This is a genomic window from Microbacterium sp. SORGH_AS_1204 (assembly GCF_030818935.1).
Lineage (GTDB): Bacteria > Actinomycetota > Actinomycetes > Actinomycetales > Microbacteriaceae > Microbacterium.
In genome coordinates this window covers 705,853-724,986 of record NZ_JAUTBD010000001.1, presented here as the reverse complement: position 1 = coordinate 724,986, position 19,134 = coordinate 705,853, and the positions used below count along the sequence as shown (strand labels likewise).

Sequence of the window (19,134 nt, the reverse complement as noted above, 5' to 3'; positions counted from 1 at the left end):
CGGCGGTGGAGCCCTTCGTCTTGCACACCCCGCGGCTGGTCCTCGACCAGCCCACCGCGACGGATGTCGACGACCTCGCCCGACACTGCACCGACCCGGTCTTCGAGAAGTTCCTGACGATCCCGTGGCCGTACGAGAGAGCGGATGCCGTGTCCTTCGTCGACCACTACGCGCCGTCGGGGTGGGCCGAGGATCGCGAGTGGACGTGGGCGATCCGCGAGGGCGGGGGCGCTCCCCTGCTCGGTGTCATCGGCGTGCGGCTGGGCATCGGCATGGTGGGCTTCTGGCTGGGGGGTGCGCACCGCGGGCGCGGCGTCATGCCCGAAGCGCTCACCGCTGTCGTCGACGCGGTGTTCGCCCGCACCGACCTCGACGCCGTGCGATGGGAATGCGTGATCGGAAACGCCGCGTCGCTGCGCACGGCGCAGAAGTGCGGGTTCACCTTCACGGGCGCCGGCCCCGGCCAGGTGCCGGGTCGCACCGGCGAGAGGTCGGCATCCTGGACCGGAATGCTGCGCCGCGACGACGACAGGACACCGAAGGGCGGGTGGCCCGAACACTGACCCGCCCGTGAAGGGGCTGCGCGCCGGGGCCTCGCGAATAGAATCGTTGCATGGCTGATTCTTCGTTCGACATCGTGTCCAAGATCGACCGGCAGGAAGCCGACAACGCGCTCAACCAGGCCCACAAAGAGGTGGAGCAGCGCTACGACTTCAAGGGCACCGACGCCTCCATCGCGTGGAGCGGCGAGTCGATCGTCATCAAGGCGAACTCCGAGGAGCGCGCCAACGCCGTGCTCGACGTGTTCCAGACCAAGCTCATCAAGCGCGGCATCTCGCTCAAGAGCCTCGAGAGCGGCGAGCCCGTCGCCAGCGGCAAGGAGTACCGCATCACCTCCACGCTGAAGGAGGGCATCTCGCAAGAGAATGCGAAGAAGATCGGCAAGATCATCCGCGACGAGGGCCCCAAGGGCGTGAAGTCGCAGATCCAGGGCGACGAGCTGCGCGTGCAGTCGAAGTCGCGCGACGACCTGCAGGAGGTGCAGCGCCTGCTCAAGGCCGCCGACCTCGACGTCGACCTGCAGTTCACCAACTACCGCTGATCCCGTTCGCGGGAGGGATGCCGTGGCCGTCCGTGTCGATCTGAACATCTCTCTCGACGGTGTGGCGATGCCCGCCGATCCCTCGCCCGAGAATCCGATGGGCGAGGACTGGGGTCGCCTCGTCGCCGACTATATGGCGACGAAGACGTTCCGCGAACGCGTCTTCGGCGACACCTCCGGGGCCGGCACGACCGGCGTCGACGATCACTACGCCGCCGCCTACTTCGACGGCATCGGCGCCGAGGTCATGGGCGCGGCGATGTTCGGCCTGCATTCCTTCCCCGACGATCCCGACTGGCGTGGGTGGTGGGGCGACGAGCCGCCGTTCCGCGTTCCCGTGGTCGTGCTGACCCACCGTCCGCGCGAGCCGATCACCTTCGGCAACGGCACGCGATTCGAGTTCTCCTCGGAGAGCATCACGGATGCCGTGGCCCGGGCCCAGAGCCTGGCCGGCGGCGCCGACGTGCGGGTGGGCGGCGGGCTGTCGACGGTGCGCGCAGCGCTCGCGGCAGACCTCGTCGACCGCCTCCACGTCGCCGTCCGACCCGTGATCCTTGGTCGCGGCGGCCGCCTGTGGGACGACCTGCGCGGTCTCGACTCCCGTTACACCGTCACCTCGGAGGTGGCGGAGAGCGGCGTCGTGCACGTCACGTTCGCGCGATGACGGGCTCGCTCGGCCCGCGGACGTGCCCGACCTGCGGCGACCCGCTGCGCTTCGAGATCCTCGACGATGAGCGCTTCCTCGTCGCGTGGTCGTGCGTGACCTGCGGACTCATCCGCACGACCGAACCGGTCTGACGCCGGGCCGGTCAGCCCTCGATGCCGTTGATGAGCTGATCGATCTCGCGCTCGGTCTCCCGGCCGATCGCGCGCTCCTCCTGCAGGAAGGGCGCGTCGCTCTCGTCGTCGACGGTGGGATTCTCGAACGGCTGCTTCTTCTCGTGGTCCATGCGTCGATGCTCACACGTCCGCCCCCGACTGGCGAGGGGGTTGCCGACGTCGCGAGCCCCGTCGAGTGGCATCCGTGGGCGCAACGCCGGCCGGTCGGGGTGTCCGACGAGGTCAGCCCCGTAGGGCCGCATCCGTCCACTCGACGCACTCGACCTCGCCCCGGGCGACGGCCTCTTCGCGCTGGCGGAGCTCGACGCGGCGGATCTTGCCCGAGATGGTCTTGGGCAGCTCGAAGAACTCCACCCGACGAACCCGCTGGAACGGCGCCAACCGCTCGCGCGCGAAGCGCAGGATGTCGAGCGCGACCTCCTCCCCCGCCTCGCGTCCGTTCGCCAGCACGACGTAGGCCTTCGGCACGGCGAGCCGCAGCTCGTCGGGAGCGGGTACGACCGCCGCCTCCACCACGGCCGGGTGCTCGATGAGCACGCTCTCGAGCTCGAACGGACTGATCTTGTAATCCGACGCCTTGAAGACGTCGTCGGTACGCCCGATGTACGTGATGCTCCCGGTCTCGTCGCGGCGGGCGACATCGCCGGTGTGGAACAGTCCGTCGGCGAAGGCCTCGGCGTTGCGCTCAGGGTCACCGACGTAGCCGGTCATGAGATTCAGCGGACGATCGGCGAGGTCGAGGCAGATCTCACCCTCGTCGGCGCGCTGCCCCGTGAGGGGATCCACGAGCACGACCGGGCAGCCCGGCAGAGGCCGTCCCATCGAGCCCGGCACGAGGTCGGCGCCGGGGGTGTTGGCGACGACCGCGGTCATCTCGGTCTGCCCGTATCCGTCGCGGATGTCGAGGCCCCACGCGCGCTTGACCGACGCGATGACCTCGGGGTTCAGCGGCTCCCCCGCCGATACGACCTCGCGCAGCGCCCCGCGTCGGCCGGCGAGGTCGGCCTGGATCAGCATGCGCCACACCGTCGGCGGCGCGCAGAAGGTCGTGACACGGTCGGCCTCGAGCTCGGACAGCAGCCTCTCGGCCGAGAATCGCGAGTAGTTAAGTGCGAGCACGGTCGCCCCCGCGATCCACGGCGCGAAGAAGAGGCTCCACGCGTGCTTGGCCCACCCGGGTGAGCTGATGGCGAGGTGCACGTCGCCGGGCTGCAGGCCCAGCCAGTACATCGTGCTGAGGTGGCCGACGGGATACGACGCGTGCGTGTGCTCGACGAGCTTCGGCTTCGACGTGGTGCCCGAGGTGAAGTAGAGCAGCAGGCGGTCGTCGGCGGTGGTTCCCGGATGCCGGGCGGGCTCGGCATCCACCCCGAAGGCGTCGTCGTACGTCGCCCATCCGGGGTACTCGCCGCCCACGACGAAGCGGCCAAGGCCTTCGGGGAGATCCTCGAATTTGTCGGCATCCGCTGCCCCGACGATGACGTGACGGATCTCGGCCCGCTCGATGCGGTCGCCCAGGTCGGTCGTGCCGAGCGCGGTGGTGGTCGGGGCGATGACTCCGCCGAGCTTCATGATGGCGAGCATCGCCTCCCACAGCTCGACCTGGTTGTTCAGCATCAGCAGCACCGTCTCACCACGGCGGACGTCTCGGGATGCCAACCACGCGGCGACCTGGTCGGAGCGGCGCGCGAGCTCGTCGAAGGTGCGCTGGTGGTGGGTGCCGTCGTCGTCGACCACGATCAGCGCGGGAGCGTCGTTGCCGCGGGCCAGGGGGTCGAACCAGTCGATCGCCCAGTTGAACGGCCCCTCGAAGCTCGGCCAGGTGAACGCCGCCGCCCGGTCGGGGTCGGTGCGCGCGGCGAGGAGTTCGTCACGCGCGGCCCGATAGCGCTCGGTGGCGGACGCAGCGGTGGGGGTCATGGTGCTCCTTCGATCGGATTCAACGCTAGCCCTCGCGCCTCGGCGAGCGCCGTCACCGAGCAGGCGAAGCCGTCGACGAGCGCGGGATCAACGTCGGCATGACCCGCTCGATGCGGGGCGCGGAGCCGTCGGCGAGCAGCAGGTCGAGGGCGACCTCGGCGACGCGGTCGAAATGCGTGCGCACCGAGGTGAGGGGCACGGGCAGCCGAGAGACGAGCGGGATGTCGTTGTACCCGACGATCGACAGATCGCGCCCCGCCTCCAGCCCGAGCGACTGCGCGACGGTGGAGACGCCGACGGCCAGGTTGTCGTTGGCGGCGAACACCGCGGTGGGCCGATCCGCCGAGCCCAGCAGACGACGCCCGGCCTCGATGCCGTGGTCGAGACCGTACCCCACGGCCAGCACCCTCTCTGCGGGCAGGTCGACGCTGGCTTCGCGCAGGGCGCGCTCGGCGCCGGCGCGGCGGTCGCGACCGCTCGAGGTGAACCACGGTCCGGTCAAGACGGCGATGTCACGGTGCCCCAGATCGAGCAGGTGACGCACGGCGAGGTAGCCCCCGGTCTCGTCATCGCCGAGCACCGAGGGGCTGACGTCGTCGGTGCGCAGGGCGAGGACGTGCGGGATGCCGCGGTCGCGCAACGACGCGGGAAGGGCATCGTCCAGGCGCGCGGTGGCGAGCACCAGCCCGTCGACGCCGCGGTCGAGCAGCGTCTCGGTGGCCCGACGCTCCTCGTCGGAATCGTCTCCGCAGGTCGCGACGACGGCGAAGTAGCCCCGCCGACGAGACGCGCGCTCGACCGCCTCGAACATGAGCGCCATCACGGCATCCGTCAGTCGCGGCACGAGGACGCCGAGAGTGGCGGTCGCGCCTCGACGCAGACTGGAGGCCGAGACGTTTCGCCGGTAGCCGAGCTCATCGGCGACGGCCCGCACGCGCTTCGCCGTCGCGGACGACGAGGGCGGGGTGCGATCGTCGAGCACACGGCTGACGGTCGAGATACTGACCCCCGACGCCGAGGCCACGTCTTTGAGCGTGACGACGTGCCGTTCGCCCACCGCGATGTCGACCATGACACCTCCTTCGCATCCAGCCTATCGGCCGCCGAAGAAACCTTCCCGGGAACGATTTCACCCGGATCCTTGACAGCGGCACGCGCGGGCGCGCACACTTGCAATCGTTCCTGCAAACGTTCTCATCCAGAGGACGCTCGACGAAGAGAAGGAGACGACGATGGTCCTCGACCTCCGTGGCCTGAACCCCGCCCCCGTTACCCCGTTCACCCCCGACGGCGACGTCGACTACGACGCCATCCAGCGCCTGGGCTCGTGGCTCGGCTCGATCGACGGCGTCAAGAGCCTGGTCGTGCTCGGGCACGCCGGTGAGGGCACGTTCCTCACCGAGAAGGAGCAGCTCGACGTCATCCGTGCGTTCCGCGACTCCGTCGACGACCGCCTGCCGATCATCGCGGGCATCACCAAAGAGGGGAACATCACCGCCGCCCTCGAGGCGAAGGATGCCGCGGCCGCCGGCGCGAAGGGCGCTCTGGTCTACCCCTCGCACGGCTGGCTGCGCTTCGGGTTCCAGCCCGGCGCCCCGCAGACCCGCTACCGCGCCATCTGGGAGGAGTCGGGCCTGGAGGAGATCCTCTTCCAGTACCCCGACAACACCAAGGCCTCGTACGATCTCGACACCCAGCTCGAGATCGCCGGGCAAGAGGGCGTGAACCACACCAAGAACGGCGTGCGCAACATGCGCCGGTGGTACACCGAGATCCCGGCCCTGCGCGCCGCCTACCCCGAGCTGCAGGTGCTGTCGTGTCACGACGAGTACCTCCTCCCGACGATGTTCGACGTCGACGGCCTGCTCGTCGGCTACGGCAACATCGCGCCCGAACTGCTCGTCGACCTCATCGAGGCCGGGAAGGCGCGCGACTACGCCGCGGCCCACGCCATCCACGAGAGACTGCTGCCGGTGACCAAGGCGGTGTACCACCGCGGTTCCCACATGGAGGGCACCGTCGCCCTCAAGTGGGGCCTGGTGAACCGTGGCATCCTGGATCACGCCACCGTGCGTGAGCCCCTGCTGCCCCTTCCGGCCGGAGCCGACGCCGAGATCGCCGCCGCCTTCGCGTCGGCCGAGCTCGGCAGCGTGGTCGTCCCGGCGTGACCCGCGCGGGGCGGCCGACACCCCGGCCGCCCCTCATGTACCCATCGCGTCAACGACGACGGAAGGAACGACCATGAGCGACCGCACCACCCAACGACCCCCCGCGACCCCCGGCACCGGCCACGGCCGCATCTCGACCGAGACGGTGCGCAGCATCGTCGATTCCCACCGCACGCGGCGCACGTTCTGGCGGCGCCTCGCCCTGATCGGTCCCGCCTTCGTCGCGGGCGCCTGGCAGTTCGGCCCCGGCAACCTCACCACCGCGATGAACGCCGGAGCCCTCTACGGCTACACCCTCATCTGGGTGATCATCGTGTCGACGATCCTGATGATCTTCCTCACCGACATGAGCGTGCGCCTCGGCATCCGCACACCCGTCTCGCTCATCTCCTCGATCAAGGACAGCCTCGGCACCTGGGCGGGCGTGGTCGCCGGGATCGGCGTCTTCCTCATCACCCTGTGCTTCTCGGTGGGCAACGCGGTCGGCTCGGGAGTCGGGCTGTCGATGCTCATCCCCGGCACCTCCCCCGTGATGTGGACCGTGATCTGCACCGTGCTGGTCGGCACGATCCTGCTGCTGAAGAAGATCTACGGCGTCGTGGAGAAGATCCTCATCGTCATCGTGGCGCTCATGGCGTTCTGCTTCATCGCCTCGGCCTTCGCGTCGAACCCCGACTGGGCGGCCGCGGGCGCAGGCCTCATCCCCGCCATCCCCGGCGGGGCCTGGCTGCTCATCATCGGCCTCGTGGGCACGAACTTCTCGATCAACGCGGCCTTCTTCGCCTCCTACGGCACCAAGGCGCGTGAGCGCCACGAAGACGAGTACCGCGACATCACGATCGTCGACACGATCCCCGGCATCGTCGCCCCGGGCATCATGACGGCATTGGTGATCGTGGTCGCGGCATCCGTCCTCGGGCAGACCGGCGCAGACACTCCCGGTGCGTTCACCGGCCTGGCGCGCATCTTCGAGCCGGTCGCGGGGCCGGTGGGCGCGTGGATCTTCGCCCTGGGCTTCTTCGGGGCGGCCTTCTCATCGATGATCCCCAACTGCATCGCGGGTGGCACGATGCTCTCGGATGCCATCGGGCGCGGCGCCTCGGCCGAGACGCTGGCGGCGCGACTCGGCAGCGCCTTCATCCTGGCCTTCGGCCTCGGCGTCACGATCGCCTTCGCCGGCGCCTCGCCCGTGCAACTGATCGTCATCGCGCAGGCTCTGACCGTGCTGTTCGCGCCGATCCTCGCGGCGCTGATCATCGTGATGGCCAACAACAGGAAGCTCATGGGGTCCCTGCGCAACCGCTGGTGGCAGAACGTCGCCGGCGCGATCGGCCTGATCGCGGTGGTGGCGCTGTCCATCCGGTTGATGATGAGTCTCATCGGCGGCTGAGGTCGCGCGAGCAGGGCCCGGTCCTCGGATCGGGCCCTTTTCGTGCGCCCGGGCACGGGTGCGGCACGTGGGCCGAGTCCGCCGTAGCCCGCGACCACCGACTCAGGCGCGGGCGCGCTCCACCAGGTCGGCGATCTCGTCCAGGTGCACCCGCATCGCGGCCTCGGCACCGTCGGGGTCGCCGGCTCTGAGCGCACGCAGCAGGCGCGCATGACCGTCGTGCGACAGGCGGCGCCCCTCCTCGTCGAGGTGGGACGACACGCGCGCCTCCACGGTCCACGACACGGTGAGTTCGCTGAGCGAGGTCAGCAGAGGGTTGCGCGTGGCCGCGGCGATGGCCACATGGAAGGCGACGTCCAACCGCACGGAGTGCTCGACGTCGCGCACCTGGTCGGACTCGGCGAGCAGGGCGGCCAGCGCGGCGATCTGCTCCTCGTCGATGCGCGATGCCGCCAGGCGTGCGATCTGCGGCTCGACGACGGTGCGGAACTCCGCGGACGCCGCAACGGTTCCATCGTCGTCGCCCTCGAGCGTCGCGAGGACCGCCGACACCGGGATCCGCCCGCTGACACGGGTGCCGCTCCCCTGACGCCGTTCGACCAATCCCGCCGACTCCAGGCGCAGCAGCGCCTCGCGCACCGCCGAACGCGACACCGCCAGCTGGGCGGCGAGGTCTCGCTCCGTGGCGAGGCGATCGCCCGGCTTGAGCACCCCCGTGACGATGAGCGCGCGCAAACGGGCGACGATCTCGTCGCGCAGGGATCCGCCGCCGCGCTGCAGGGGCGCGAGCGCCTGGCCATCCGTCATCTCTTCCTCCCCCCACATCCTCCCAGGCGATCGCACCAGCCCGAATGAAATTGGTCAGACCGTAACGGGCCCGAAACAGCCGAGAACGCGAGATGAAACGACTCCCTTTCACAATTGGACAGACCGAGAACGTTGATCGAGACGAGGGCCGACCATGACCACCACCGGAACGACGGGTTCCTCCCGCACCATCGGGACGACCTGGAAGGTGCTCCGGCATCCGGCCACCCTCATCGCGCTCGCCGCGGTGCTGGGGATTGTCTTCGGTCTGATCACCGGGGAATGGGCCGCCAACATCAAGTTCATCGGCGACCTGTTCATCCGGCTGATCCAGATGGCGATCGTTCCGCTCGTGATGGCGTCGGTGATCGTCGCGACGGGCTCGATGACGGGGTCGGGAATGGGACGGCTCGCCGGCCGGACCTTCGCGTGGATGATCGGCTTCTCGGTGATCGCCGCGCTCGTCGGATGGGGTCTCGCGACGCTGATCCAGCCCGGCGCCGGCATCGACTACTCGGGCGCGGTCGACCCGGCGGTGCAGGAGTCGGCGAAGCCCGCGAGCTGGCAGGAGACCATCCTCGGCTTCGTCTCGACCAACATCTTCAACGCGATGTCGACGGCGACGATGCTGCCCATCATCGTGTTCTCGCTGCTGTTCGGCCTGGCTCTGAACGGCTACGTGCGGGCGACCGGCAACACCCTCGTCGTGACCCTGCTCGACCAGCTGCAGCAGATCATCCTCGGCATGATCCGTCTCGTCATGCGCATCGCGCCCATCGGCGTGTTCTGCCTGCTCGCCGCCCTCGCGGGAGACGTGGGCTTCGCCGTCGTCACCACCGCTCTGTCGTACCTGGGCTCGACGCTGGTGGGGGTCCTCATCGTCACGGCGCTCTTCGTGCTCGTCGTCACGATACGCACGCGCCTGAACCCCGCCGCCCTCCCCGGCAAGCTCGCCGAGCAGACCGTCATCGCGGTCACCACGACCAGCTCCGCGGTGACGTACCCGACCGTGCTGAAGAACGCGGTCGAGAAGGTCGGCATCAGTCAGCGCGTGGCCAACTTCACCCTGTCGGTGGGTCTGACCATGGGCTCGTACGGCGCCGTGCTCAACTACACGATCGTCATCCTCTTCCTCGCGCAGGCTTCTCGCGTCGAGCTCACCCCCGGCCAGATCATCCTCGGCATGGCCCTGGCGATCATGCTCAACATGGGCACGATCACCGTGCCCGGCGGCTTCGCCGTCGCCGCGACCTTCCTCGCCACCTCGCTCGGGCTGCCGCTGGAAGCTGTCGGCCTCCTCATCGCCGTCGACTGGTTCACCGGCATCTTCCGCACGTTCCTGAACGTCAACGGCGACACCATGGTCGCCCTGCTCGTCGCCAACGGCACCGACGAGATCGACCGCGACGTGTACGCCGGCAGCAAGAGCGTCACCGCCGAGGCGGCCGACGAAGACGAGCTGTCCGAGAAGTTCGCCGCGGCCGACCGCGCCGACTGATCCCGCACCCTCGACGGTGGGCTCCCTCGCGGGGCCTTCCGTCGAGGGATCGCGACGCCTCAGCCCAGCGCGCGCATCCCGTCCTCGAGCGCCGCGTACGCGGCATCCCGAGCAGCCTCCGCTGACAGGAACACGTCGTGGAGCGCCCCCTCGATGCGCGAGATCGTCACGGTGCGGGCGATGCGTGTTGCCGCGCGGGCGATATCGTCCACGACGAGTACCGAGTCGCTCGCTCGCATCGCGTCGTTCCACGTCAACGCGACCGTCGACCGCGCCGACAGCAGCACGAGCGCCGGGCACCCGACATCGAGCCCGGATGCCACCCGCGCATGGCCCGCGATCACGGCGGCCAGCCAGCCGGGATGCGTCGGGAAGCCCTGGGCGGGACGCCATCCCTCGGGGCTGTCTGGCAGGGTTCCCACCTCCCTCTGGGCACGTGTGTAGAAGCCCAGGTCGACCGCCGGATGCCTGCCGAGAGGTTCGAGCCGCGCGCGGGCGTTCACGAGCGGCGTGAGAGCCTGGCGTCCGAGTGGTTCGAGCTGGAGCTCGAGCCACGGGCTGTTCAGAACGAGGGCGTCGGCGACTCCGGGATGCCGCGACGCCCAGAGCGTCAGGGTCAGACCGCCGGTGCTGTGGCCGAGGAGGAGCAGCCGATGCCCAGCGCGCGCGGTGCCCATGGCATCCAGAGCCGCCGCGATATCGGCGTCGTACACGTCGAGCACGGCGACGTAGCCCGGGGACTGGCCGGGACGCAGGCTCCGACCGTACTTGCGCAGGTCCAGGGCGAAGAAGCGGGCGCCGCGATCGGTGAAGAAGCGCGCCAGATCGGACTGGAAGAAGTAATCCGACCAGCCGTGCACGTACAGCACGTCGGTGTCGCGCAGCTCTCCGAACAGGCGCGCGCCGGGGTGCGGCCGCGACCGCACGAGCGTTGCGACGACCTCCCCCTCGGCATCCTCGCCCAGCGGCAGCGTCAGCTGCTCGAACCCCTCGCCGAGGATGTCCGGATGCCACTCCCCCATCGCCACAGCCTACGGCGACGTATTCAGGCGCGCTGGTCCTCGCGCGCCGCGCGCTCCTTCGCCCGCTCCAGCGCGCGCTTGCGCGCGGCCCGGGCGTCCTCCTCGAGCTTCTCGGCCTTCGCCTCGTCGCGCGTGAGGTTCACGCCGGTCTCGGGGTCGAACAGGTGCAGGGAGTCCGGCGAGAACCACAGGCGTGCGGCATCCCCGGCGCGGATCGAGCTCATGGCATCCAGCGCCACGACGAGCTCGGTGCGCAGGCTCTCGCCGTCGAGGTCGCGGTCGAGCTCCGAAAGCTTGTCCTTCACCGTTGCGTCGGTCTCGTACGGCACGTAGGCGTAGAGCACCTCGCCGAGCCACTCGGTCATCTCGATGTCGAGCTCGGCCGTGATGCCGCCGGACAGGTCGCGCTCGGTGGAGTCGGCGTCTTCGAACGCGTCGGGACGCACGCCCACGATCACGAGGTCGCGCCCCTCGACGGCCGTGCGGAGCCTGTCGTCGAGCGGCACATCGGCGATCGGCAGGCGCAGCACATCGCCGTCGACGGTTCCGCTGAGGAAGTTCATGGGCGGCGAGCCGATGAAGCCGGCGACGAAGAGGTTGACCGGCTGGTCGTACAGCCCGCGCGGGCTCGCCACCTGCTGCAGCTCGCCGCGGCGGAGGACCGCGACCCGGTCGCCGAGGGTCATGGCCTCGGTCTGATCGTGCGTGACGTACACGGTGGTGATCCCGAGCGAACGCTGCAGGCGCGCGATCTCGGTGCGCATCTGACCGCGGAGCTTGGCGTCGAGATTCGACAGCGGCTCGTCGAAGAGGAACGCGCTGGCGTTGCGCACGATCGCCCGCCCCATCGCCACACGCTGGCGCTGACCGCCCGAGAGGTTGGCGGGCTTGCGCTCCAGGTGCTCGTCGAGCTCGAGCAGCTTCGACGCCCGCCGGACGCGCTCGTCGATCTCTTTGTCGTCGAGGTCGCTCGACTTCAGCCGCATCGGGAAGGCGATGTTCTCGTACACGGTGAGGTGCGGGTACAGCGCGTAGTTCTGGAACACCATCGCGAGGTTGCGGTCTTTCGGCGCCTTGTCGTTGACCACCTCCTCGGCGATCTTCAGCTCGCCGTCCGAGATGTCTTCGAGCCCCACGATCATGCGCAGCAGCGTCGACTTGCCGCAGCCCGAGGGCCCGACGAGGATGACGAACTCGCCGTCGGCGATGTCGAGGTCGACGCCCTTCACGGCGGTGAAGCCGTCGTCGTAGGTCTTGACGATCCTGTTCAGAGTGATGGATGCCATGAGCTCTCTCCTTCAGTCTTCGACGCCGCTCGAGGCGGTTCTGGTGCGAGCGATGGATGCCATGGGAAGACCCTCTATCCCTTGACCGCGCCCTGGGTCAGACCCGAGACGATCCGACGCTGGAAGATGACGACGACGATGACGATGGGGATCGTCACCACGATGGCGGCGGCCGAGATGGCGCCGGTGGGCTCCTCGAACTGCGAGGCGCCGGTGAAGAACGACAGGGCCGCGGGCACCGGGCGTGCGGCATCCGTCGACGTCAGCGAGATGCCGTAGACGAAGTCGTTCCACGCGATGAAGAACGCGATGATCGCGGTGGTGAAGACGCCGGGAGCGGCGAGCGGGACGACCGTCTTGCGGAACGCCTCGAACGGCGTCGCCCCGTCGACCTGCGCGGCCTGCTCGAGCTCCCACGGGATCTGGCGGAAGAACGCCGCGAGCGTCCAGATCGAGATGGGAAGCGTGAGCGACAGGTACGGGATGATCAGCCCGAGCCAGGTGTCGTAGAGCCCGACGACCCGCCACAGGTTGAACAGCGGCGTGACGATCGACACGATCGGGAAGACCGACACGGCGAGCGCCGTGGTGAGGATGATCCGCTTGCCGGGGAAATCGAGCCGGGCGATCGCGTACGCGCAGAGGGTCGCCAGCACGACGGCGATGAACGTCGCGATGAGCGAGATGCCGATCGAGTTGCGCAGGGCCGGGAGGAACAGGTCTTGCGCGCTGCCGCCCGGCGCGAGGATCGTGGCGTAGTTGTCGAGCGTCCACTCCTGCGGCAGAAGCGTGCCCGAGAACAACCCCGCCGGCGTCTTGAACGACGTCATGAGGATCGAGAACACCGGGAAGAGCGACCACACCAGCACGGCCGCGATGATCACGATCCACATGATCCGCTGGGGCCAGGTCATCGCGCGCATCAGCCGCACATCCCTTCGCGCCGGAGGCCGGGGGCCGACATCGTGTCGCGGTCCATCAGCCGTTCCTCCCCGCCGACAGGTCGACTCTGAATCCCTTGATGAAGATGCCCGCGATGACCAGGACGCTCAGGAACAGCAGCACCGAGATGGCCGAGCCGAGACCGATCTCGAGCCGCCCGATCGAGGTGTTGTACGCCAGCAGCGACAGCGCTTCGGTGTCGTTGGCGCCCGCGGTCATGATGAAGATGTTGTCGAAGATGCGGAACGCCTCGAGGGTGCGGAAGAGCACGGCGACCATGATCGCGGCCTTCATGTTCGGCAGGATGACCCGGCGCAGCACCTCCCAGCCCGTCGCTCCGTCGACTTTCGCCGCCTCCTCCAGGTCGCCGGGCACCTGCGCGAGCCCTGACAGCAGCAGCAGCGAGATGAACGGTGTGGTCTTCCACACCTCGCTGAGGATGATCACGGTCAGCGACGTGCTCTGGGAGGCGAACCAGTTGAGGTTCTCATCGAACCCGGGGATCCACGCCAGCCAGTTGTTGACGTAGCCGCCCGAGTTGATGTCGAAGGCGTAGAAGAACGCGAAGGCCGAGACCACCGTGATGATGCCGTACGGCACGAGGATCGCCGTGCGGGCGAAGCCGCGAAGCTTCTTGATCGCCCGGTGCATCACGAGGGCGAAGCCGAAGCCGATGATGAGCTCGAGCAACACCGTCACCACGGTGATGAACAGCGTCACCCCCATCGACTGCCAGAACGCCGGGTCGCCGAGGATCACCTGGTAATTGCGGAACCAGATGAATTCGCGGTCGTCGGGGGCGGTGAGGCGCAGGCTGAACAGCGAGTCCCACAGCGCCTGCACGATCGGGTACAGCGTGACCAGCAGCATGATGCCGAAGGCCGGGCCGGCGAGCATCCATCCGAGGCGGGCCTCGGCGCGGGCACGGTCGGAGCGGCGCTTCTTCGGTTTCGTCTCGGCATCCGGACGTTGCCGGTCGGCTCGCAGCTTTCCGGTGGCGGCGATTTCGGCGGTCACAGCAGACGCTCCCCTCTGAGCACCGCGAGGATGAAGTCGGTCGAGGACTGCGGCGTGGTGTCGGGATTCACGGCGGTCGGCGGATGCCACGTGCGCTGCAGTCCGATCGAGATCTCGTTGTAGTACGGCGTCTGCGGACGCGGAGCGCCCAACTGCAGCGACTCCGCGATGGTCGGCGCCATCGGGAACTTCTCGGTCACCTCGGCGTCGTCGTACGCCGCGAGGTTGGAGGGCGGGTTGCCGTTCGTGACGAAGTACTGCGCCTGGTTCTCGGGGCTGACGATGCAGGCCACCGCCTGCCAGGCGAGATCGATGTTCTCGCTGTACGCGCCGACGCCGAGGTTGATGCCGCCGACGGGCGGAGCGGCCGGGGTGCCGGCATCCACGCGGGGGTACACCGCCCAGCCGAGGTCGTCGATGACCTCGGGCGCCGCGCCCTGCATGGCCGGGTAGACGAACGGCCAGTTGACCATGAACGAACCGTTGTCGCCCTGGAAGAGGTTCATGCTCGCGTTCTCGTCGGCGGTGGGAAGACCCGGTCCGCCCAGGCCCGACGACCCGATGCGCCCGATGATCTCCGCGGCTTTCTCACCGGCGTCGGATTCGAGCCCCAACTGCATCTCGTCGGGCTTCGCGTCGGGGTTCTCCAGGATCTGTCCGCCACCGGATGCCACGAGCGCGTTGATCCACACGGTCATCGACTCCGCGAGCGCGCCCTGCACGCCCAGCTGCTTGCCCTGGTCTTCGGCGGCCTGCATGATCTGGTCCCAGGTGACCGGCTGCGTCATGTCGAGCCCTGCCGCCTCGGCGACCGACTTGCGGTACCAGAGCAACTGCGTGTTGGCCCAGAAGGGCACGGTGACGAGCTCGCCGTTCCAGCTGGCCGATTGCACCGCGCCCTGCACGACTCCGTCGGTGTTCTGCAGGTCGTCGGGCACCGGGGCGAGGAATCCGGGCTCTGCGAGCTCGGGGATGAACGGCGGGTCGAGGCTCATGATGTCGAGCGAGCGGTCGCTCGCGGCGAGGCGCCGGGCGAGCTGTTCGCGCTGCGACGCCGCGTCCCGGGGAAGCAGCGACGTCTCGATGCGGTAGGCCCCATCAGCGGCTTCTGTACAGGATGCCGCGATCTCGGCCTGACCGCCGTCGTCGGGGTTGATGTACCACGTGAGCGTCGGCACCCCATCGCCCGCGGAGCAGGCGCCGAGCGTGCCCGCAAGGGCGAGGGCCGATGCTCCGGCCACGATCCGTCTCACCGTTCGCATCCGGCCCCCTCGCCTCGGTGTGCGGGCGTCGGAGCCCGGCATCGTGGCATCCATCCTGCCGACGGCGTCCGGATCGGGTCGCGAGGCTTGCCGCCGCGTGAGGTGCCTGATAGGCGCGCGCGCGAGATCACACCAGATGAACGCATCGGCCCTACCGGGTGAGGACGACGCCCTCGGCAACGGTCGGACGGAGCGCTACACGCAGGGAGCTGGGACCCACTTTCGGCGCCCGGCCAGCGCGAACGCTCCGCAAGAACGAGGACTGCCTCGCCGGATCTGCGAGGAAGCTCGAACCTCAGCGCGCGGAAACTGCAGAAGTCGAGATGAGAAACCGTGCCCGGCCACGTCGACTTTCTCGCACGACTTCGCGTGCCCGATTCATCGCCTGCTCCGGGTCCGTCACCGGCCGCTCGAGGTAATTCGGCTGCGGTGACGCAAGCTTCACTTTGCCCATCGCCGACTCTCCGTTCCTCGCGTCATCACTACCTTAACTCGCCCCACCCCCGCCGCGCACGGCTTCCGCGAACAACACCCCGAGCGCTGCTGCGAAGAGAGCGAGGGTCGCTCCGTGTCGTTCTTCGAGGGAGTCGGCGACCGGCGCATCGACCGTCAGCAATCCGAGGCCGTCCTCCGATGAGCGGATCGGGGCGGAGATGAAGGTCTGATACCCGTTGCCCGTGCCCTGCCACTCGGCGGGATCCGCATCGGCCAGATCGGGGACGCGCACGAACGGCCGCGAACCCTGAAGCACCTCGAATGCCTTCTCGCCACGCGGGGTCCCTCGCGCAAAGGCTCGCGGTCGATCCTGCCTGCCGGCGGGCTGACCGGGTTCCATCGCGGAACCATCGTCGGTCACTCGGAAAACGACGACTCTCACCCCGGGGACATCGCCGAAGGCGTTCGCCAGCTCGATGACGACGCGCTCGGCAGCCGATCTCGCCGTCCGCAGCCGCTCCGCCCGAGGTTGGGAAGTCGTGGTCGCAGCGAGCTCGAGAAGAGGACGAAGGGACTGCTCGAGGAGCACAGCGCGAGCATCCGAGGTTTCTTCATCCGCCTCCTCGCGACGCTTCCATGCTGTTGCGGCCGCCGGCACAACGGTCCCCACGACGAGCATCGGAATACCGATGCCGAGGGCGTTGGTGCCCACGAGACCGCCCCCCGCCAGGAGCAACCCGGAAGACACCAGCGCCACGGATTCGAAGCGATTCGCCTGATAGCCGAGCCACCGCCACGACCCCAGGAATGGATTCGCGGGGGGAGCTTCCGGCATCCGGAAATCCTATCCGCGCGTCGTCTCTGGCGTCGACGCTTGTGAAGAACCGAACCGCCCCATCCGGAGACGGGGCGGTTCGAAGGAGCTTCTACTCGCCGCGCGAGACCCGGATCATCTCCTCGCGCGGAACGACCTTGATGCGCGCGCGCTCGTGCGGGGCGCCGAGGGCGATCTCGTGCTCGTCGAGGCGGTGCCAGCCGTCGAGGTCGGTCCAGCGGACGCCGCGCTCCGCGAGCAGAGCCGGGATCGCCTCCTCTTCGGGGTGCGCCGGACGCCACCACTCGCCCTGGTCGTTGATGACGTGGCGGACGGTCTCCATGGCATCCGACTTGGTGTGTCCGATGAGGCCCACGGGACCGCGCTTGATCCACCCGGTGGCGTAGACGCCGGGCACGCGCGAGTTCGAGTCGGCCGAGATGACCTGACCCTCGTGGTTCGGGATGACGCCGTGGCGCTCGTCGAAGGGCACGTCTTTCAGCGGCGAGCCGAAGTATCCGACCGCGCGGTAGATCGCCTGGATCGGCACCTCGCGGATCTCTCCGGTGCCGACGACACCGCCCGCGGCATCGGGCCGCGTGCGCTCGTACCGGAACGCGGCGACGCGGCCGTCGGCGTCCTTGACGACCTCGACCGGCTTCGCCCAGAAGTGCAGGTGCAGGCGGCGGGACGCCTCTCCCCCGGCGTTGTTCACGCCCGGGCGGGTGCGCCACTGCTGCAGCACCCGGTCGATGACCTTGACCTGCTTGTTGGTCTCGATCGCGGCCTTCGAGGCCTCGTCGTAGTCGAAGTCCTCGTCGTAGACGACCATGTCGACATCGCGCAGCTCGCCGAGTTCGCGAAGCTCCAGCGGGGTGAACTTCACCTGCGCGGGACCACGGCGACCGAAGACGTGCACGTCGGTGACGGGCGAGGCCTTCAGCCCCTGATACACGTTGTCGGGCACCTCGGTGGGAAGCAGGTCGTCGGCGTGCTTGGCGAGCATGCGCGTGATGTCGAGGGCGACGTTGCCGTTGCCGATGACGGCGACCGACTCGGCCTCGAGCGGCCACTCGCGCGGCACGTCGGGGTGACCGTCGAACCAGCTCACGAAGTCGGCCGCACCGTAGGATCCGTGCGCGTCGATGCCGGGGATGTCGAGGTCGGCGTCGCGGATCGCGCCCGTCGAGAAGATCACCGCGTTGTAGTGCTGCTTGAGGTCGTCGAGGGTGATGTCCTCGCCGAAGCGCACGTTGCCGAAGAGGCGGATGTCGCCGCGGTCGAGCACCTCGCGCAACGCCGTCACGACGCCCTTGATGCGCGGGTGGTCGGGGGCGACGCCGTAGCGCACCAGGCCGTACGGCGCGGGCAGCTGCTCGAACAGGTCGATCGACACGTCGAACTGACGCTCGGCCTTCAGCAGGATGTCGGCGGCGTAGATGCCGGCGGGGCCGGCTCCGACGATGGCGAGGCGCAGCTTCGTCATGGGGTCCTCTCGATCGTGATCGGGGGGTGGAAATGTGGTCAGGCCGAGCGGTCGGCCACGGCGCGGGCGAAGCGCGTCAGCGCCTCGCGCACAGCGCCGTCGGGGAGCGGCGCAAGGGCGTCGATCGCCTCTTGCGACCACCGGTGCGCGAGAGCGAGGGTCTCGTGCGTGGTCTCGTGATCGCGCAGTTCCGCGAGGGCGTCGTCGAGGATCGAGGGGTCGGCGCCCTCGGCGATACGCTCCTGCCCCTCGTCGATGCGGGCACGGAGGTCGGCGGATGCCGCGTCGGAGCGGTGACCGAGCAGCAGGTACGGCATGGTGGGCACGCCCGCGCGCAGGTCGGTCCCGGGGACCTTGCCGGTCTCGGAGGGATCGGGCGAGAGGTCGATGACGTCGTCGAGCAGTTGAAAGGCGACGCCCGCCTTCTCGCCGAAGACGACCATCGGCTGCTCGTACTCCTCGGGCGCGCCCGAGTAGATGACGCCCGACTGCGCGGCCGCCGCGATGAGCGAGCCGGTCTTGTCGGCCAGCACCTTCAGGTAGAAATCGACGGGCTCGTCGCCCTCTTGCGGCCCGACGGTCTCGTGCATCTGACCGAGTACCAGACGCTCGAAGGTGTCGGCCTGGAGCTGGATCGCGCGCTCACCGCGACGCGCCATGAGCTGACTGGCGCGGGCGAAGAGCAGGTCTCCGGTGAGGATGGCGATGTTGTTGCCCCACACCGTCTGCGCGCTCGGCACGCCGCGGCGCTTGTCGGCGCCGTCCATGACGTCGTCGTGGTACAGCGATCCGAGGTGCGTCAGCTCGAGCGCGGTGGCGACTTCGACGACCTCGCGGGTCGTGCCCTGGCCGAGCTGAGCGGTGAGGATCGCCAGCATCGGCCGCACGCGCTTGCCGCCCGCCTCGTACAGGTAGCGGGCGGTGACGTCGGCGAGCTTGTCGGCGCTGCGAACCTCGCCCTCGAGCTCGGTCTCGACGAGAGCGAGCCCGGCCTCCACCGTGGAGAGAAGGGTGCGCGAACGGAGGCCTGCGAAGATGCGGTCGCTCAGGCCCAGTTTGCCGGACAGGCGGGAGCCGGCCGCGGGCGGTCTCGGGGTCACGTTGTCAGCCTAGCCTGGCGCGCTCGAGGGCAGCCGCGGGTATCT

Annotated in this window: 19 protein-coding genes; 7 read left to right on the top strand and 12 right to left on the bottom strand. The window is 69.1% G+C overall.

What is annotated here, in order from left to right; all coding sequences use genetic code 11:
* Positions 1 to 5: 5 nt before the first annotated feature.
* The 4 genes from QE410_RS03325 to QE410_RS03310 are packed head-to-tail and all read left to right on the top strand — an operon-like array spanning position 6 to position 1,900.
* A complete protein-coding gene (locus QE410_RS03325) occupies positions 6 to 563 on the top strand; it encodes a GNAT family N-acetyltransferase (RefSeq protein WP_307327804.1) in 558 nt (185 codons plus the stop codon).
* A 50-nt stretch (positions 564 to 613) separates the two neighbouring features.
* Positions 614 to 1,102, top strand: coding sequence for a YajQ family cyclic di-GMP-binding protein (locus tag QE410_RS03320; RefSeq protein WP_058233291.1), 489 nt, complete (start codon positions 614 to 616; stop codon positions 1,100 to 1,102).
* Between the two features lie 22 nt (positions 1,103 to 1,124).
* Positions 1,125 to 1,766 (top strand): dihydrofolate reductase family protein, encoded by a 642-nt coding sequence (locus QE410_RS03315; protein WP_307327799.1) that lies wholly within the window; start codon positions 1,125 to 1,127, stop codon positions 1,764 to 1,766.
* Positions 1,763 to 1,900: a hypothetical protein gene (locus QE410_RS03310; protein WP_307327796.1), complete on the top strand. Its 138-nt coding sequence runs from the start codon at positions 1,763 to 1,765 to the stop codon at positions 1,898 to 1,900. The genes QE410_RS03315 and QE410_RS03310 overlap by 4 nt, the downstream gene beginning before the upstream one ends.
* An 11-nt stretch (positions 1,901 to 1,911) precedes the next feature.
* Here QE410_RS03310 and QE410_RS03305 read toward each other — a convergent pair whose 3' ends face one another.
* The 3 genes from QE410_RS03305 to QE410_RS03295 all read right to left on the bottom strand — a co-directional run bounded on the left by QE410_RS03305 (position 1,912) and on the right by QE410_RS03295 (position 4,934).
* Positions 1,912 to 2,052, bottom strand: coding sequence for a hypothetical protein (locus QE410_RS03305; protein ID WP_307327794.1), 141 nt, complete (start codon positions 2,050 to 2,052; stop codon positions 1,912 to 1,914).
* Between the two features lie 112 nt (positions 2,053 to 2,164).
* Positions 2,165 to 3,862: an AMP-binding protein gene (locus QE410_RS03300; protein ID WP_307327792.1), complete on the bottom strand. Its 1,698-nt coding sequence runs from the start codon at positions 3,860 to 3,862 to the stop codon at positions 2,165 to 2,167.
* Positions 3,863 to 3,914: 52 nt separating this feature from the next.
* On the bottom strand, positions 3,915 to 4,934 hold the full coding sequence (locus QE410_RS03295; protein ID WP_307327789.1) for a LacI family DNA-binding transcriptional regulator: 1,020 nt from the start codon (positions 4,932 to 4,934) through the stop codon (positions 3,915 to 3,917).
* A gap of 160 nt (positions 4,935 to 5,094) precedes the next feature.
* Here QE410_RS03295 and QE410_RS03290 point away from each other — a divergent pair, with 160 nt between their 5' ends.
* Together QE410_RS03290 and QE410_RS03285 are read left to right on the top strand one after the other, a co-directional pair.
* A complete protein-coding gene (locus QE410_RS03290; protein ID WP_307327786.1) occupies positions 5,095 to 6,030 on the top strand; it encodes a dihydrodipicolinate synthase family protein in 936 nt (311 codons plus the stop codon).
* A 73-nt stretch (positions 6,031 to 6,103) separates the two neighbouring features.
* Entirely contained in the window at positions 6,104 to 7,420 is a 1,317-nt protein-coding gene (locus QE410_RS03285; RefSeq protein ID WP_307327784.1) for an Nramp family divalent metal transporter, read from the top strand.
* A gap of 102 nt (positions 7,421 to 7,522) precedes the next feature.
* Here QE410_RS03285 and QE410_RS03280 read toward each other — a convergent pair whose 3' ends face one another.
* On the bottom strand, positions 7,523 to 8,227 hold the full coding sequence (locus QE410_RS03280; RefSeq protein ID WP_307327781.1) for a FadR/GntR family transcriptional regulator: 705 nt from the start codon (positions 8,225 to 8,227) through the stop codon (positions 7,523 to 7,525).
* A gap of 154 nt (positions 8,228 to 8,381) precedes the next feature.
* Here QE410_RS03280 and QE410_RS03275 point away from each other — a divergent pair, with 154 nt between their 5' ends.
* The gene (locus tag QE410_RS03275) at positions 8,382 to 9,725 is read left to right on the top strand and encodes a dicarboxylate/amino acid:cation symporter (protein WP_307327778.1); all 1,344 of its coding nucleotides are present in this window, start codon (positions 8,382 to 8,384) and stop codon (positions 9,723 to 9,725) included.
* A gap of 59 nt (positions 9,726 to 9,784) precedes the next feature.
* On the opposite strand, the gene QE410_RS03270 is transcribed toward QE410_RS03275, so the two are convergent.
* The 8 genes from QE410_RS03270 to QE410_RS03235 all read right to left on the bottom strand — a co-directional run bounded on the left by QE410_RS03270 (position 9,785) and on the right by QE410_RS03235 (position 19,089).
* Positions 9,785 to 10,747: an alpha/beta hydrolase gene (locus tag QE410_RS03270; protein ID WP_307327775.1), complete on the bottom strand. Its 963-nt coding sequence runs from the start codon at positions 10,745 to 10,747 to the stop codon at positions 9,785 to 9,787.
* Between the two features lie 23 nt (positions 10,748 to 10,770).
* Complete coding sequence (locus QE410_RS03265) at positions 10,771 to 12,033, bottom strand: ABC transporter ATP-binding protein (protein ID WP_307327772.1); 1,263 nt, start codon at positions 12,031 to 12,033, stop codon at positions 10,771 to 10,773.
* Between the two features lie 74 nt (positions 12,034 to 12,107).
* Positions 12,108 to 12,956: a carbohydrate ABC transporter permease gene (locus QE410_RS03260; RefSeq protein WP_058233299.1), complete on the bottom strand. Its 849-nt coding sequence runs from the start codon at positions 12,954 to 12,956 to the stop codon at positions 12,108 to 12,110.
* 55 nt (positions 12,957 to 13,011) lie between these two features.
* On the bottom strand, positions 13,012 to 13,962 hold the full coding sequence (locus tag QE410_RS03255; RefSeq protein WP_307334327.1) for a carbohydrate ABC transporter permease: 951 nt from the start codon (positions 13,960 to 13,962) through the stop codon (positions 13,012 to 13,014).
* 26 nt (positions 13,963 to 13,988) lie between these two features.
* On the bottom strand, positions 13,989 to 15,254 hold the full coding sequence (locus tag QE410_RS03250; RefSeq protein ID WP_307327768.1) for an extracellular solute-binding protein: 1,266 nt from the start codon (positions 15,252 to 15,254) through the stop codon (positions 13,989 to 13,991).
* A 487-nt stretch (positions 15,255 to 15,741) separates the two neighbouring features.
* Positions 15,742 to 16,524, bottom strand: a complete 783-nt coding sequence (locus QE410_RS03245) for a hypothetical protein (RefSeq protein ID WP_307327765.1) — start codon at positions 16,522 to 16,524, stop codon at positions 15,742 to 15,744.
* A gap of 91 nt (positions 16,525 to 16,615) precedes the next feature.
* Positions 16,616 to 17,989, bottom strand: a complete 1,374-nt coding sequence (locus QE410_RS03240) for an FAD-dependent oxidoreductase (RefSeq protein ID WP_307327763.1) — start codon at positions 17,987 to 17,989, stop codon at positions 16,616 to 16,618.
* Positions 17,990 to 18,027: 38 nt separating this feature from the next.
* A complete protein-coding gene (locus QE410_RS03235) occupies positions 18,028 to 19,089 on the bottom strand; it encodes a polyprenyl synthetase family protein (RefSeq protein WP_307327760.1) in 1,062 nt (353 codons plus the stop codon).
* Positions 19,090 to 19,134 lie beyond the last annotated feature (45 nt).